The sequence below is a fragment of the Bradyrhizobium sp. SZCCHNS30572 genome (assembly GCF_032484415.1).
In the GTDB taxonomy this organism is placed as follows: domain Bacteria; phylum Pseudomonadota; class Alphaproteobacteria; order Rhizobiales; family Xanthobacteraceae; genus Bradyrhizobium.
The window spans coordinates 238752-254166 of the sequence record NZ_JAUESY010000004.1 but is presented as its reverse complement, the minus strand read 5'-3'; the positions used below and the strand labels follow the sequence as shown (position 1 = coordinate 254166).

General features: G+C 62.3%; 13 protein-coding genes, 1 tRNA gene and 1 pseudogene. 4 read left to right on the top strand and 11 right to left on the bottom strand.

The features are described 5' to 3' along the window. Positions 1-34: 34 nt before the first annotated feature. The 4 genes from QX048_RS12415 to QX048_RS12400 all read left to right on the top strand — a co-directional run bounded on the left by QX048_RS12415 (position 35) and on the right by QX048_RS12400 (position 2720). Positions 35-361, top strand: coding sequence for a conjugal transfer protein TraD (locus tag QX048_RS12415; protein WP_315751875.1), 327 nt, complete (start codon positions 35-37; stop codon positions 359-361). Beyond that, the gene (locus QX048_RS12410) at positions 273-638 is read left to right on the top strand and encodes a conjugal transfer protein TraD (protein WP_316206958.1); all 366 of its coding nucleotides are present in this window, start codon (positions 273-275) and stop codon (positions 636-638) included. The genes QX048_RS12415 and QX048_RS12410 overlap by 89 nt, the downstream gene beginning before the upstream one ends. Before the next feature lie 485 nt (positions 639-1123). Beyond that, the gene (locus QX048_RS12405) at positions 1124-1840 is read left to right on the top strand and encodes a hypothetical protein (RefSeq protein ID WP_315751877.1); all 717 of its coding nucleotides are present in this window, start codon (positions 1124-1126) and stop codon (positions 1838-1840) included. Between the two features lies 1 nt (position 1841). Continuing rightward, positions 1842-2720 (top strand): hypothetical protein, encoded by an 879-nt coding sequence (locus QX048_RS12400; RefSeq protein WP_315751878.1) that lies wholly within the window; start codon positions 1842-1844, stop codon positions 2718-2720. A gap of 1285 nt (positions 2721-4005) precedes the next feature. Here the strand turns inward: QX048_RS12400 and QX048_RS12395 are convergent. From QX048_RS12395 to QX048_RS12345, 11 genes and pseudogenes are all read right to left on the bottom strand, one after another. Then, the gene (locus tag QX048_RS12395; protein WP_316200472.1) at positions 4006-4527 is read right to left on the bottom strand and encodes a hypothetical protein; all 522 of its coding nucleotides are present in this window, start codon (positions 4525-4527) and stop codon (positions 4006-4008) included. Positions 4528-5052: 525 nt separating this feature from the next. Further along, positions 5053-5889, bottom strand: coding sequence for an SDH family Clp fold serine proteinase (locus QX048_RS12390; protein WP_315751880.1), 837 nt, complete (start codon positions 5887-5889; stop codon positions 5053-5055). Further along, positions 5855-6058 carry a hypothetical protein gene (locus QX048_RS12385; RefSeq protein ID WP_315751881.1) on the bottom strand — a complete coding sequence of 68 codons (204 nt, stop codon included), beginning with the start codon at positions 6056-6058 and terminating at the stop codon, positions 5855-5857. The genes QX048_RS12390 and QX048_RS12385 overlap by 35 nt, the downstream gene beginning before the upstream one ends. A 186-nt stretch (positions 6059-6244) precedes the next feature. After that, a tRNA-Arg gene (locus QX048_RS12380) sits at positions 6245-6321 on the bottom strand. Positions 6322-6626: 305 nt separating this feature from the next. Further along, positions 6627-7031: a YccF domain-containing protein gene (locus QX048_RS12375; protein WP_315715111.1), complete on the bottom strand. Its 405-nt coding sequence runs from the start codon at positions 7029-7031 to the stop codon at positions 6627-6629. 145 nt (positions 7032-7176) lie between these two features. Further along, the gene (locus QX048_RS12370) at positions 7177-10278 is read right to left on the bottom strand and encodes an EAL domain-containing protein (protein ID WP_315715112.1); all 3102 of its coding nucleotides are present in this window, start codon (positions 10276-10278) and stop codon (positions 7177-7179) included. A 203-nt stretch (positions 10279-10481) separates the two neighbouring features. Further along, positions 10482-11552, bottom strand: coding sequence for a branched-chain amino acid ABC transporter permease (locus tag QX048_RS12365; RefSeq protein ID WP_315715113.1), 1071 nt, complete (start codon positions 11550-11552; stop codon positions 10482-10484). Next, positions 11549-12559, bottom strand: coding sequence for a branched-chain amino acid ABC transporter permease (locus tag QX048_RS12360; protein ID WP_315715114.1), 1011 nt, complete (start codon positions 12557-12559; stop codon positions 11549-11551). Before QX048_RS12360 ends, QX048_RS12365 begins: the two co-directional genes overlap by 4 nt. Further along, the gene (locus tag QX048_RS12355; RefSeq protein WP_315715115.1) at positions 12556-13278 is read right to left on the bottom strand and encodes an ABC transporter ATP-binding protein; all 723 of its coding nucleotides are present in this window, start codon (positions 13276-13278) and stop codon (positions 12556-12558) included. The genes QX048_RS12360 and QX048_RS12355 overlap by 4 nt, the downstream gene beginning before the upstream one ends. Continuing rightward, positions 13275-14039, bottom strand: a pseudogene (locus QX048_RS12350) (ABC transporter ATP-binding protein). Before QX048_RS12350 ends, QX048_RS12355 begins: the two are co-directional and overlap by 4 nt. Before the next feature lie 66 nt (positions 14040-14105). After that, a complete protein-coding gene (locus QX048_RS12345; protein WP_315715117.1) occupies positions 14106-15299 on the bottom strand; it encodes a substrate-binding domain-containing protein in 1194 nt (397 codons plus the stop codon). Positions 15300-15415 lie beyond the last annotated feature (116 nt).

The window sequence follows — 15415 nt, the reverse complement described above, 5'->3', positions numbered from 1 at the left end:
TATCATTTCTTCACAGACACTCATGGAGACAGCGATGCGCAAACCGAGGGATTTCGATGCGGACCTAAAGGCACTCGCCGACAAGGCGCAAGGCCTGAAGACCCGCAAAGTGCGTCAGCTCGGCGAATTGGTCATCGCCACCGGTGCGGATGCACTCAGCGCGGACGAACTGGCGGGCGCACTGATCGTCTTGGCTGAGACAAAAGAAGCCGGGAAGAGGGAGGCATGGGCCAAGCGTGGGTCCTCATTTTTTCAAAGCCGGCCGAAGCGAAATGCACCAACAACTGACCGCAACTTCTACAGCGCTCCTGCGCTACCGAGTGGCGCGCAACCGGTATCAAGCCGCAAAGGCACGACATGACATGCGCACGTGGCAGGTAGATCGCCGCAAGCGCACGCGGCACCTCATCGAGCTTGGCGGCCTCATGGTCAAAGCTCGCGTGGTCGAGTTAACAGGTGACGACCGTGCCGTGATCTACGGTGCGCTGCTTTGTATGGCTGAGAAGATCCAGAGCGACCGGGGCGAAAGCGCGCGAGCGCTCTGGGCCGCAAGAGGTAAGCAGGCTTTCGGTGCTGACCCCACAGGCCGGGGCCTTTTAAGTTCTGAGCATGTCCCAATCGGGTTCGCAGAGGTGTGATCGACGCGAAGTCGCGACCGTTTCTCGCAGCCATCGAGCGCGCCAGGAACTCGATTGGGCTACGAAACGAAGGTCCGATTCGCTATGGGCCGGACCAGTGTGAAAACCCTGGGGCCGGCATAGCCGCAGAAACTTGAACTCAAAAGGGGGGCGTAGGCATGACGTGGACAAAACGGGTTCCAGCCTGCCGACAACTCCGTGGTGGACGCTGTGGCCCGCACGACCGCGTAAGTTCGCATGCAGTAGCGGTCGTTGGTCAACGCCTGTACTACATGGCTGGCCATGCGGACGAGAGCGCCATTCTTGTCGACATACTCAGGGCGACCAGATCTCGAAGCGTGGTTGGTCGCGTGCAAGGTCAACCGCGCGGTTTCCGCTGCAGAGGCGCCCGCGGGGCAGTGATATGGCGATGCCTACCTATTTGAGGATGGAATTGGCCGGCTCGACCGTGCATAATTCGCGCTTTAGGGCAGTGAGGCGGGCGCATGGGCGAAGAAGGCACGATAGATCAGATCGCCGTTAGGATCGTGGAGCTGGCGGATGCCGCCCTGAGCACGAGGAGCTATTATCTCCTGAGCGAACTGGGCAAGGATCTTGGGTCCGCCCTCAACACTCTCAAGCTCGTCACGAAGCAAAGTCTAGGAAACTTTATTCGCGATCGCCTTTCCGACAAGTTCACCATCGTCAAAACCGGCGAGTTCAACAACGTGCAGGCGTTAGTTCGCGCAGCGAATTCAACGGTCGAGCCGGAGCCAGCGCTCACGGTATCCGAGCAGGTCATTATTGAAAGGATGGTCGTTGCGAAGCCGACTCCGCGATTCAACTACCGCTTCTGGGCGGCGTTCTCCGTTCCCATCCAAACCGGGCGCCGTTTCCTGAACCTCACCGATTTCGTGTTCAAGGACGTTGAGCCGGGCGAGACGCCTCCCGAAGGCTGGGTGGAGATTACCCCCGACTTTGTCGCTGATCCAGGGCTGCAGGCCAGAGATCGGCACATTGCGGAGAACATTGTCCGATGGTGCCATCTGCACGGCCGAGACCCGGCCGACTTCCATCAGAAGAGGGCTCCGCGAGGCTTCCTACCTACGGTGAATACCGGCAACGTGCTGGAGGCAATGATCGCCGCCTTAGATCACAAGCAACTGTCGAGTACCTCGTTAAGCCTCGACGTCGTGGCGGCCCTGATGAGAAAGAAGGTCTGACGTGGTCCACGCGCTGGTGATCGCGGGCTTGTCCGCAGAGCTGTTCGACCGGGTCAAACAGATATCAGGAAAGACTCTCGCGCCCGACGGACTGCCTATCATTTCACCGCTGCCCGCGCACTCCCGCTATGACAGCAAATACATCCAGAAGCTTATCACGGCCACTTACGGGTATGCGAAGCAGCGGAACGAGACTGAACCGTTCTCCACGTTGCTTCTTTACGTAGATTACAAGGACCAATCCACATCGGATCTGCTGGCGACCTTTTTTCCGTTCAGTCTGGCTTACCCGCTGCCGGCCCCCGACTTTAGCCAAGCGCGAACGCGTCCTCAGATACGAAACGTCCTCAATGAGTTCGCAAAACAGGTGACGGAGGCGGCCATTGAACTGCGTAGAATCGCTCGCACCGTTTCCGAGTTTACGAACGTCCAGAATCTTACGCCGTTGCTGCTACCACTACGCAACTTCGCCTCGGTAAAGCTTCGGTCGATTCTCGACGACCTGTACGGCAACCTCCCCCGGGTCGCGGATCGGAAGCCGTACATCGAGTCAGTTGTGAAGAGCTTCATCGCTGACCATCCTCGCGTCCGCCCGCCGGGACAGGACCGGCATTGCTTCAGCGATGGCCGCCTATTTTTCAAAAGTCCTGGCCGGGACAGGCATGGGCACTTCCGCAACGCGGCCGCCGACAATCACGCGATGATCTGCCTGCTGAACGCGAGAAGCAGGATAGGAGGCCACTATCCAGCCGATTTCCACTACGATTGCGTTCCGGTCCGGAACGGGCTGGCAAGCGATTATCCGAATTGCCATGCGATGCGCACGGCACCAGGGAGAGCCACTCACGTGAACATCTCACCCAACGACTTCGTGCGTTGATATCGAAAATATGAGGCCGGCGGGACACAAAAGCGTCCCGCCGGCCGGTTCCTATACTCGCTTGCCTTCAAGCAACAGGACGGAGCCGGCTCAGGTTAAATCTCAACCTAGCGGACACTTCCTTCGCACCTACGGATCCCAGCAGCCATCGAGGAGACGTCCTGCAGGACTGCGTCCACGATCTAACTACGGAGAACACGCGTTCGTTGGTCGCAAGCTACCAACGTCGGCTTCGGATGGCTTTCCAGAACTCCAAGGAAGGATGCTCTAGTCTGCTCGTGCGTGCTCGTGAATAATCTTATGAAGCGGATTAGGGTTCCTCGCAAGCCCCTGCGAGTCACGACCCCAGTAGATACCGCCGTACAAATTAAAATATAGTAAATTCAACCGGTTGCAAGGCCACTGCATCGCCAAATTTATGGTTTTTGGGGCAAAGTTGCCTTAGAAAGCCCGAAATCGCAGAAAAATGTCCAGGCCGCAGCGCGTTCCGATCGCGGTACTTGAGGGTTTCGACGAGCAAACGTAAGCGCCCCGGTCCTTCAGTCGGCTGGCCAAGCTTGATCTCGACCAAAAGTTTGAGCTCGGCACAGGGGCGCCACGACGGTCTGCTGGGGAAGAACGTGGTCGGGGGTCTGGGCGACCAGCAGCCTAGCTCCGCGGATCGCCTAGTCCCCTCAAACGTGGTTGGGGCCATGCAGCGTCTCTGGAAGGAGAACAGTGGCAAGAAGCCTGCTGCTCTCGACGGCCAGTGCGCCAATGTCACGTTATTTCCAGCAGCCCCTGTAGACGTCTCTTCCAGGCGGCATCGGACCTGTACAGCCGGACTCCGTCGGTCACTGGATCTTGACGCTCCGCGCGCAGCTCAAGGAGCCGAACCTTCGCAACTGCTCGCCTGCCCCTGGAGCAGGGGGTCGGAGTTGAAGTGCAGTTTCCCGGGGCCGTCTGCGGTTGATCGAGCGCTCGCCCGAGAGCAGTAACAATCCATGATCTGTGAGGTTGGGGTGGCCGGATGGCACTGCTGGCTATCCTCGGCTATGCAGTCACAAATGATCTAGTGTCTGTCATTGGAGTACGGCTCTGAGCGAATCTGTCTGAAGTGCGCTTCAAGTCTAGCGGCCCGTTCGATCATACTCTGGACCATTGTCTCGTAATCGAGCTGGGTCAGCTCGTAGATACCGTGCTCTCGCAGTTCGTCTTCGAGAACGGCGGCCATGACCGATACTATGCTCATTCGCGTTCTTCCGTTTCGGCAGGCTTTGCAAAGACTTCTCGTTGCTTGGCGCGACTACTCGTTATTTGAGCTGCGAATTGGCAGCGGCGTGCCGGCAATATTGCAAACTGCCTCCACCAGAAGACGAACTACCCGAGCGTCACAATCGAGCTGATCAACAGGGCATTCCCAGTAGTGGGACATCACATGAGCCGCATGACGGGCCTTCACGCCCAAGCCGGCAATCGTGCTAGGTTGTGTTTGCATGATCGCCTGCTCGATAGGATCAAGACGAGTGAGGATCATTTCGATCTGGAGCGTCAGAGCCTCATTATACGTGTTGTCGCCGTTATAGGCCTTGTTCTCGGGTTCTTCATGTGCGTGGAGAGAATCGTCTAGGCATCTTGTCCTCGCGCCGCCTGTCTCCTCCAGTGCCAGCAGTTCTGCTGAAATTGCTTCGAACTGCCGCTCAAGAACCATCAGCGTGGCATCAGCATAGGGGGGCGCCGCTGCGAAAGAAGTGCATTCTGGATCTTCACTAACTTCTGCACGCGGATCGGCTTCTGTGCGGATTTTAACCATCTGTCCCTTCGGCATGCTTGCGCGTTGCGCCAACCGTGAAGTATGGCTGCCCAAGCGAAATTGGCACGACGATGATTCTGACAGCCGCCCTCGTCGCTCCGTGGCTACGGAGCGATTTGACTGCTGCCCAAGGTTGATTGCGTGCCCGCTTCAAATGGGGCGCAGACCCTGGTCCCGAATGTTAGCCCTGAGGTACTACGGTCTGGAGATGATGTCAATACCTGAGGCATCAGATGATGATAAAGGTATCGAGTCGGTCGAGCTTACCAGCGAGCTCGTTCGCGCAGCTCGAGCGCTCCTTCGATGGGAGCAACGAGATCTCGCGCAGGCTTCCGGCGTTTCGCTTCCGACAATCAAGCGGCTGGAGAGCCAACGCGGCGTTTTGCGCGCACACGGTGTAACTGCTACGGCGATCCGACGTGCTATCGAAGCGGCCGGGATCGAACTTATGAATGGAGGTCGGCCGGGCGTTCGCTTGACGCCCAATATAGCGAAACAAAGCGCTCGTTCGTCCGACTGACTGCACGACCCCGCCGAAGCTTACGGCTTAGGAGCTCCGGTGGGGACAGCAATGGCCGTGCTGCGCGACCGTCCTTCAAACACCTTTAGGTAACGGCTCTGACGGCAGTCGTGCTCGTACATGCAAAGAAGTAGCCATAGCCTCTGCCATAGTTGATCTTCGGGCCTCAGATACTCAACGGTGAGTCCGATCGCAGCTGCTTCCTTGTGATCGATAACAGATCCATGGGAAAAATAGGCGTCGCGCGATGCGAGCTTTTGGACGACAGTGTCAACTTCAGCCGAAGTCTTGCCGCTCATCATTCCCGCTGACAACAAAGTCTTCGCCAACGTGACAGTCTGTTTGAGCGCGTATTGACCATACATGTGAAGTGGGAAGTTCTGCTGAGCAATTTGTGGCTCTGTCAGAACGGTACAAGGAATGCCTTGCACCAATGGCTCGATCGGACCTAACTCCGAAGTGGCTCCCATGACGATGGAACGTGCTGCCAACCCGAGAAGGGTCCCATTGCTTTTCGCCGCGTTCACAACGATCACACGGAAATCTGTGGCGATATTCTTGATGAGAGAAATCAAACCTTCGGTCGCGTCGGTCATGCCGCCGTTTGTTTCTAACATCAGATCGAACGGTTGATCTCCAACGTCGCCCAGGAGTTCTGCCATCATTGAGCAGTCTCCAGCATCAATCTGTGCGTTTTCAAACCGATTTCCAAAGTAGACGACGAGTCGCCTGCTGGTCAGTTCCTCGATATCGCGGATTAAGAGTTGACGAAGATAGCGGTCCTTCTGCTCCACCCAGAATAGCGGAGATTGACTCGGTAGCTCAGTCGTTCTTGGGAATTTCTCTTCGCGGGCCATTCGCGCGAGCATCCTGAGTTGTCTCAGAGCCCTTTATCACCTTTTCCATCGCCTCAAAGTCGGGCCTTGGTTCGGGGCGCGCAATCACAACATGCACATTCACCCTATCGCCGCGTCCCTTGGGAGTTAACAGATCCTGCAGGTTGGTGGATGCAATCACGTCCAACATGACGATGTCTCTCCCGCCGCGACTCAATGGTTAGAATCCCGCACCGTTCCGCTGTCAAGTTGGATTGATTGGAGGCCGGTAAAGTGCTGGCTAGGCCAGAGACTTAACCAACCTGCCCCACCCCCGACCCTGCAGAATCTGGAACCTAGGACGCCCGAAGTGCCTTGTGCACGATACCGACTTGGTTGGCGCACCCGACACGATTCGAACGTGTGGCCTTCGCCTTCGGAGGGCGACGCTCTATCCAGCTGAGCTACGGGTGCCTGCCTGCTTACGCAGTGCTTACGCGGATACTCCGTGGGTGTGAAGCGATCCGCGCTGATTTCTTAAGTCTCTGAAATCCAAGTCTCTTTTCAGTCCGACGCTCCCGCAAAACAGCTTGACATCTGCCTTCGGAGGGCAACGCTCTATCCAGCTGAGCTACGGGTGCGTACGGCAAATCGTTTAGCCGATTGCCTGGGCGACGGCAACGGCCTTGGATGCTCCCCGGACCAGGCGGACGGGCCGCTCGCGCCGCGAGGCGGCAGTTCGGCGGGGTGCGCGGCCGGACCGCTCCCGCCGACCCGCCTTACGCCGGCACGATGGTCTTGCCGATCGGCCACAACGCCAGCCCGGCGAGCTTCAGATGGGCCCAGGCGAAGGGCAGGCCGACGATGCTTACCGCGAGCACGATTGCGGTCAGGAGGTGGCCGAGCGCCAGCCACCAGCCGGCCAGCACGAACCAGATGATGTTGCCGAGCAGCCCGAGAACGCCGGTTCCGACGTCTTCCATGCCGGTGAGCTGGTCGCGGCGGACGGCGCGCGAGCCGAACGGCAGCAGCGTATAGGCGGCGATGTTGAATGCGGCGCGGGACCAGGGCAGCCCGACGATCGTGATCGCCATGACGACCGCGGCGACCAGCCAGCCGAACGCCATGTAGGCGCCGCCGCACAGGATCCAGAGGATGTTCAGAAGCATGGAAACCGGCTGCATGACGACCTGCCAACTCCGTTGTTGCCGCTCCGGATATAGGAACGCGGCGCCAAGGCCGGTAGCGGGCCGGTCGTCGAAATCTGCGTGGCCTCGCGCCGCAGGCTCGGCCGGGGCGGCCAGGCGTTGACGGCGCCGCAAAGCGGGCTCAGCCGGCGGCCTGCAAGCTCCCTGCCGCCGCTTCCGGACCGAACAGCTTGCGCAGCTCGGCCGCCGGCTTCGGGGCGCTGAACAGGTAGCCCTGCATCTCCGTGCAGCCGAGCTGGCGCAGCGCCGTCTGCTGCGCCCCGGTCTCGACGCCCTCGGCCGTGGTCGTCATGTTGCTGGCGGTGGCGATGCTCACCACCGCCTGGACGATCGCCGACGAGCTGCCGGCGCCGATGTCGCTGACGAAGCAGCGGTCGATCTTGATCTTGTCGAACGGAAACCGCTTCAGATAACTCAGCGACGAATAGCCGGTGCCGAAATCGTCGAGTGCGATACGCACGCCCATGTCGTGCAACTGGTGCAGGATGCCGAGCGCGACGTCGTCGTCGCTGATCAGCACCGCCTCGGTGATCTCGACCTCGAGCCGTTCGGGCGCAAGGCCGGCCGTCGACAGCGCGCCTGCGATCCGCAGCGCCAGGGTCGGCGATTTGAGCTGCACCGGCGAGACGTTCACGGCGATGCGGATGCCGGCGGGCCAATGCGCGGCCTCGGCGCAGGCGGTGCGCAACACCCAGTCGCCGATCTCGTTGATGAGCCCGGTGTCCTCGGCGAGCGGAATGAAGTCGAGCGGCGGCACCATCCCTCGCTCCGGATGACGCCAGCGCAACAGCGCCTCGCAGCCGGTCATGACGTTCTCGCTGAAGCCGAGCAGCGGCTGGTAATGCAGCTCGAACTGGCCTTCGGTGATCGCCCGGCGCAGGTCCTGCTGCAACTGCAGCCGCGCGCGCGCGGTTTCATCCATCGCGGGCTCGAAGAAACGGAAAGTGCGGCGGCCGCCGGCCTTGGCGGCATACATTGCGAGGTCGGCATTCTTGGTCAGCTGGTCGCGCTCGACGCCGTCATGGGGCGCCAGCGCGATGCCGATGCTGGCGTCGGTCGACAATTGGTGGCCCAGGCATTTATAGGGCTTGCGGATCGCGTCGAGGATCTCCTTCACGGCCACGATGACCTCGTCCCGGTCCGCAACGGTGGTCAGCAGCACCGCGAATTCGTCGCCGCCGAGCCGGGCCACCATATCCTCCGGCGCGAGACAGCCCTCGATGCGCCGCGCGATCGTCTTCAACAGCTCGTCGCCGACATGATGGCCGAGCGAATCGTTGATGCCCTTGAACTCGTCGACATCGATATAGAGCAGCGCGAAGAAGGTGCCGTGGCGCGCGCGTTCCAGCTCCTCATCGATGCGTTCCTGGAACAGCACGCGGTTCGGCAGCTCGGTCAACGCGTCGAAATGCGCGAGATGGGCGATCTTCTCGTCGGCCAGCCGCCGCTCCGTGGTGTCCTCGATCACGTTGATCAGATAGCGCGGCCGCTGCGCATCATCCGCGATGGCGATGCGCCGTGACGTGATGTAACGCAATCCCAGCCCCGGACTCTGCCAGGGATGTTCGGCGAGAAACAGCCCGTCCGACTGCTCCAGAGCCCGGTCGTCGTCCGCGGTCACCTTTTCCGCGACCGGTCGCGGCAGCAGGTCGAACGCCGTCTTGCCGACGATCTCCTCGCGCGGCACGCCGAAGCGCTGCTCGGTCGACTGGTTGACCAGTACATAGCGCCGGTCGCGGACGTCCTTGACCATGATGTGCGACGGGATGTGGTCGATGATCTCGCGCAGGAATGCGTAGTTGCGGTCGCGCTCCTGCTCGAGCCTGCGATGCTCGCTGATGTCCTCGATCGTCGTGACCCATCCGCCCGAGGCCAGCGGCTTGTCGATGATGTTGAAGAAGCGGCCGGCTCCGCCCTCCGCGATCATCTGCGACGTGCCGCCTGCCGCGGCTCTGTCGATGATGTCGGCGCAGAAGTCGGTCACGTCGCCGTTGAAGGATCCGCGCGCCTTGCAGTGCGCGATGACCTCGCTGAGGTGGGCGCCGGGCCTGATCACGTCCGTGGACAGGCCGAGCAGGTCGATGAAGCGCTGATTGAACATCACGACGCATGCGTTCGCGTCGAACGAGATCAGCCCCTGCGTCATGTTGTCCAGCGCAGTCTCGACCCTTTGCTTCTCGGTCTCCAGTTGACGCGTTGCCGCACGCCCCTGTCGCACGATCTGCCGGATCATCAGGGTGAACGTCACGGCGATGACGGCGATCGCAAGCACCGCCGCACCCACGATCAGCACCATCTGCGATCGCCAGTCCGCGAGCGCATCGTCGACCGGCCTATTGGCCGAGATGACGAGCGGAAAGCGCCCGATCCTGGAAGCCGACGCGATCTTCTCCAGGTTGTCGACGGAGCTCGTGAGCAGGGTCGTGCGCAGGCCACTCTCGGCGACCCCCTTCAGCAACTCGTCGTTCCCTATCCTGGCGCCCATCAGGGATTCGGCGTGCGGGTAGCGCGCCAGCACGGCGCCGTCGGAATGGACCAGCATGATCGACGAGCCCTTCCCGAGAGCCATCGATTCCAGGAACGTCTCGTAGGTGTGCGGATCCACGCGGCGGGTCAGCAAGCCAAGGAATTCCCCGTTGGCGCCGTTCAGGCGATGCGCGACGATGGTCGCCCAGCCGCCGGTGACGCGGCTCATGACCGGCAGGATCACGAAGCTGTCCGGCCGCGATGCCGATTGCAGGTCCTTGAAGTAGGAGCGGTCCGCGACGTTGATGGGCGGCAGTGGGTCGCTGGACGACCAGTTCACGAAATTGCCGTCGACGTCGACGATCGTGAGGTCTCCCATATAGGACAGGCCGCTGACCTGAGAGCGCAGCATCTCGCTGATCTCGGGTCTTGCCATCTCGGACCGGAACGCCTCCGGCGAACCGATCGACTCGAGCTGCATGCGGCGGATCGCATGCGAAACCGCGGTCTCGGCGTCTTCGAATTGCTGCGCGAAATGCCGGCTCAACAGCAGTACGGTGTTTTCGAGTTCGCGCTCGTTGTTGGCGATCGCACGCGCCCGAAAACCGCTGGCCATGACGATCGTCCCGATGACGATGGCTGCGATCAGAAGCGCTCCGCACGCGATCAGCCATGGCACCGGACCGCGCCAGAGGGACGTGCCAATCCATTCCGGCTCGCTACCGCCGGTCCCTGACGTGTCTGCTGCGCCTTGCATGCCTTGATCGACCCGGGAGGAAATGACTTGTTGCAAGCTCGCTTGATAACAAGGCACTGGTGCCGGTCCGGTTAGGAAATGCGGTTAGCCGTCGCTTAAGCGCGCGTCGAAACTTCGCGGCAAACGATAATTTCCGCATGTGGATACCGTGCGGCCTAGGCTGCTCCGGCGCCGCCGCGCAGAATTTCGGGGGTACTTGCAGCTCAGCGCGCCGCGCCCGGCTTGTTGCGAAGGCGGCCGACGACGCCGGTCGGAAAGAAATAGACGCTGGCGATGAACAGGAGGCCGAGCCACAGCAGCCAGCGGTCGGGGTGCAGCAGGCCGGGCAGCAGCGGCAGTCCGGCGTCCGCCGCCGCGGTCGAAGCGATCCCCATCAGGGCCTGCAGATAATTCTGCGCCAGGATGAAGATGGCAGCCCCAATGATGGCGCCGTAGATCGTGCCCATGCCGCCGATCACGACCATCAGCAGGATGTCGAGCATGATCGAGAAGCTGAGCGACGTGTCGGGGCCGGCATAGCGCAGCCAGAGTGCGTTCAGCATCCCCGCGCAGGCCGCGATCATGGCTGCGATGCAGTTGGCATAGGTGAGATGAAAGACCGTGCGATAGCCGAGCGCCTCGGCGCGGAAGCGGTTCTCGCGGATCGCCTGCAGCACGCGGCCGAACGGCGAGTTGACGACGCGCAGCAGGGCCAGGATCATCAGCGCGCAGGCCGACAGCACCAGGTAATAGGTCAGGATGCGACCGTTGATCGGGAAGCCGAACCAGTCCTTGCCGATGAACACCGTGCCCGGGCGCAACAGCTCGGGCAGCTGGAAGCTGCGGCCGTCCTCGCCGCCCGTCAGCCACGACAATTGCGATGCCAGCACCAGGAAGGCCGAGGCGACCGCGAGCGTGATCATGGCAAAGAAGATCGCCTCGACCCGCAGCGAGAACAGGCCGATCGCGAGCGCCAGCAGCAGCGCGAGCGGCAACCCGGCGGCGGCGGCAATTGCCACCGATGACCAGTTGGGACCGAGGCCATAGAGCGCGATCGCGACCGCGTAGGAGCCAATGCCGTAGAACATCGTATGCGCGAACGACACCGAGCCGGTATAGCCGAGCAGCAGATCGTAGGAGGCGACCAGCGCGGCAAAGATGCAGATCTTGGCGGCGACGTTGAGCGCCTTGGCGCCGGGGAAGATGAAGGGCGTCGCCAGCAGCGCCAGGATGATGACGGTGAGCAGGATGGACAGCGCGCGGCTGCGGGGCGGATCGCCGGACAGGATCATCATCGGCTGGTCACCGCATAGAGACCGCGCGGCCGCCACATCAGCACGGCGACCATCAGCAGGATGTTGGAGACGAGGGCGAGCTTGGGCACCAGGAAGCCGCCATAGTTGGCGACCATCGCAACCAGGACCGCGCCGATGAAGCAGCCGGTGATCGAGCCGAGCCCGCCGATGATCACGACGATGAACACCAGCACGGTGAGCTCGTCGCCGATCGAGGCATGCACCTGCTCGCGATACAGCCCCCACATCACGCCGCCGAGGCCGGCCAGCGCCGAGCCGGTCATGAACACGCCGAGGAACAGCCGGCGGATGCGATAGCCGAGCGCCTCGACCATCTCGCGGTTTTCGACACCGGCGCGGATTAACAGGCCGATCTTGGTCCGGTTCAGCACCAGCTCGATGGCGACGAAGATCGCGAAGCCGACGAGCATGGCCAGCAGCCGGTATTTCGAGATCGCGACGTCGCCGATGATGAAAGACCCGCGCAACGCCGCGGGCAGCGGCATGGGAATGATCTGCGGACCGAACAGCGCATACAGCGTCTGCTCGGCGACGATGAGTCCGCCGGTGGTCATCAGGATCTGCTTGAGGTGCTGGCCGTAGACCGGCAGCACCAGCACGCGCTCGACCACGAGGCCGAGTGCGCCGGTCACGCCCATCGACAGCAGCGCCGCCGGAACGAGGACGGCAAGGTTGGTCAGCAGCGAGTCGGACTGGGCCCAGCCCGCCAGTGGCAGCAGCACCAGCGTCGCAACGTAGGCGCCGACGGCGATGAAGGCACCGTGGCCGAAATTGAGCACGTCCATCAGGCCGAAGACGAGCGTCAGGCCCGAGGCCATGATGAAGATCATCATGCCCATCGCGAGGCTCGCGACCGTCAGGGTCACCCAGGAGCTCGCTGACCCGACCAGCGGGATCATCAGGAGCGCCAGCACGACCGGCAGCAGCAGCGGCGCGATGTCGCGCTTCGGTTTCGGCAGTGCCTCGGTCGCAGCGATCTCGCTCATTGATGCGCCTCCAGGCTGAGGCCGAGCAGGCGCTCCTGCAACGGCACGTCGGCCGCGAGCGCGGCCATCTCGCCGCGATGGACGATGGTGCCATTGTCCATCACAAGCACCTGGTCGCCGAGCTCGCGCGCGGCGTGGAAATTCTGTTCAACGAGGAGAATGGTTGCGCCACGGCGCTTGATCTCCTTGAGGCATTCGATCAGCGACACCACGATCGCCGGCGCCAGGCCCTTGGTGGGCTCGTCGATGAGGAGCAGCTTGCGCGGCTCGACGATGGCGCGGGCGATCGACAGCATCTGCTTCTGGCCGCCGGACAGGCTGCCGGCGCGCGACAGCCAGAACTTCTTCAAGGCGGGAAAGAAGCCGAAGATCCAGGCGAGCTGGGCATCGTCGAGCGGGCCGTTGCGCGCCGCCAGGATCAGGTTCTCCTTCACCGTGAGGTCGGAGAACACGGCCATGCTCTCGGGCACGTAGCCGACGCCGCGCTGCGCGATGTCGGGCGTTGCCAGCCTCTCGATCGGCTCGCCGGCGAGTGAGATGGTGCCGTTCCTGGCCTGCCAGAGGCCCATGATGGTGCGCAAGGTCGTGGTCTTGCCGGCGCCGTTGCGGCCGAGCAGCATCGTGGTCTGGCCCTCGGGCACCTCGAAGTCGACGCGCTGCAGGATGTGATAGCGTCCGATATAGGTCTCGACGCCCGCAAGCTTCAGTAGCGTGCTCATGCCGCACTCCGCGGCGCCACGCCAAGGTAGGCTTCCTGCACGATTGGCGAGGCGATGACCTCCGCGGGCGGACCGTCGGCGACCAGCTGTCCGTTGTGCAGCACGATGATGCGGTCGGCGAGCGAGCGCACGACGTCCATCTTGTGCTCGACCAGCAGGATGATCTTGCTCGTGTCCTGCTTGAGCCTGCCGATGAGGTCGAGCACGACCGGCACCTCGTCGATGCTCATGCCGGCGGTGGGCTCGTCGAACATGAAGACCTTCGGCTCCAGCGCCATCATCAGCGCGACTTCGAGCTTGCGCTGATCGCCATGCGACAGCGTCGTCGCGGTGACGCTGCGGCGGCCGCCGAGCGCGACCTGGTCGAGGATCGCGTCCGCGCGCGCAATCAGGTCGCGCCGCGCCATCTAGGGGCGGAGCAGGTCATAGTGCACGCCGCTCTGCGCCTGCGCAGCGAGCCGCACGTTCTCCTCGACGCTGAGATTGGGAAACAGGTTGGTGAGCTGGAACGCGCGTCCCAAGCCGGCGCGGGTGCGCAGCGGCGCCGAGAGACCGGTGATGTCGCGGCCGTCGAACAGGATGGAGCCCGAGGAGGCCGTCAGCTGGCCGGAGATCAGGTTGAAATAGGTGGTCTTGCCGGCCCCGTTGGGGCCGACGATGGCGGTCAGCTCACCCGGCCTGAAGCTGCAACTGACGCTGTTGACCGCGACATGACCGCCGAAACGGATGGTGAGGTCGCGGGTTTCGAGGGTAAGGGCCATGTCGCCAGCTTGTCACTGCCAGTAAGAATGTGCCCGGCGCGAGGGCCGGGCACGCGATCCATTATCTCACCGCTTGTTGCGGATCGGCACCGCCATCTCGTCGATCTTGATCTCGCGCACCGGCTCGTTGACGGCCCAGGCAAGGTTCGGATCGACCTTGACGCGGAAGTGATACATGCTTTGCAGCGCCTGGTGATCCTCTTTCCGGAAGATCATCTTGCCCTTCGGCGTATCGAACTCCATGCCCTCCATCGCCGCGATCAGCTTCTCGGTGTCGGTCGACTTGGCCTTGGTTACGGCGGTGACGACGGCCATCGCGGCCGAGAAGCCGCCGGCGGTGAAGAAGTCCGGCGGCGCGTTGAAGCGCTTCTGGTGCTCGGCCACCAGCCAGTCGTTCACCGGGTTCTTGGGAATGTCATAATAGTAGTAGGTGGCGCCTTCCATGCCGGGCAGACGCTTGTAGGCGGCAAGCGCCGGCAGGATGTTGCCGCCGGTCGACAGCTCGATGCCGTAGCGCTTCGGATCCATGTCCTGCAGCTTCGTCAGTGGATCGCCGGCGCCGGCCCAGATCACCCAGATGATCTTCTTGCCGGGCTTGTCCTTCAGCGCGTCGAACAGGCGCTGGCCGACGGCGGTGAAGTCGGTGGTGCTGGTCGGCACATATTCCTCGGCGCCCAGCGTCGCGCCGGTCTTGGCCAGCGCCTCCTTGAAGGCAGCGACGCCGTCGCGGCCGAAGGCATAGTCCTGCGCAAGGGTGGCGACCGTGACGCCGGGCTTGCCGATCGCGACCGCGTTGGAGATCGCGTCCTGTGAGGAGTTGCGGCCGGTGCGGAAGATGTAGCGGTTCCACTTCTCGCCCGTGATCTGGTCGGCGACCGCAGGCTCGACGATGAGGATCTTCTTGTTCTCCTCGGCGACCGGCAGGTCGGCCAGCGCTGCGGCCGAGGAGGTCGTGCCGATCGCGATGTCGGCGCCGTCATCCTGATAGGCTTCGGAGAGCGCGGCCTTCGACAGGTCGGGCTTGCCCTGGTCGTCCTTGGTGATGATGACGATCTTGCGACCGTCGATCATGTTGGTGCCCTTGGTGGCATATTCGAAGCCGAGGCGGAGACCGGCCTCGGTCTGCTTGGCATAGGCCTCGAGCGGGCCGGTCTTGCCGTAGATGAGAGCGATTTTCAGATCATCGGCCTGGGCGGCGGTCGCCAGCAGGGCGGCAGTCAATGATGAAACAATACCTTTGAGAATATGTGACGTCTTCACGAGCCTTCCTCCCAGCTACTGGCGGCTGTTGCCTGCAACTGATAGTGTGCAGGCTCGGCCTGGGTCAAGGCGCTTTCGGCGGCAGCCCGTGACGGCTCATACCTTGGGTCGAAGGG